The following is a 349-nucleotide window of genomic DNA, read 5'->3' as shown; positions in this document are numbered from 1 at the left end:
CAGGAAATGGCAGACTATTATGATACAACTATTATTCCAACAAGAGTGCGTAAGCATCACACGGTTAATTTAATTTTACCGTGTTTTTTAGTGGACTTGTATTACGTATTAAGATTAAAAAAAGATGGACTTCTTTAACGGATTATGTGGACTTCTGTAGTGTATTGCATGGCTTCAGATAGTGGAATACTCAAAAGCAGAAAGTCGACAGTGATAGTTTCTCAAATCCCAGTAAAATAATGGTACGATTTATTTAAGGATTGTACATACGCTGACGCGTGTTTAGATCGAGTTCTATGTAAAGCATATCGTTTAGAATTCAAAGGTGAATCACTAAGAAATCAAAAAT

General features: G+C 33.8%; 1 pseudogene. It reads left to right on the top strand.

Annotated features, from left to right (window positions below):
- Positions 1 to 252 precede the first annotated feature (252 nt).
- Positions 253 to 349: pseudogene (locus LJE08_RS15400) on the top strand (DNA replication protein); the annotation flags it as partial.

The organism is Holdemanella sp. DFI.5.55, assembly GCF_020593575.1.
Classification (GTDB): Bacteria; Bacillota_I; Bacilli_A; order Erysipelotrichales; family Erysipelotrichaceae; genus Holdemanella; species Holdemanella hominis.
The sequence above is the reverse complement of the archived record's forward strand: the minus strand, read 5'-3'. Positions and strand labels throughout refer to the sequence as shown.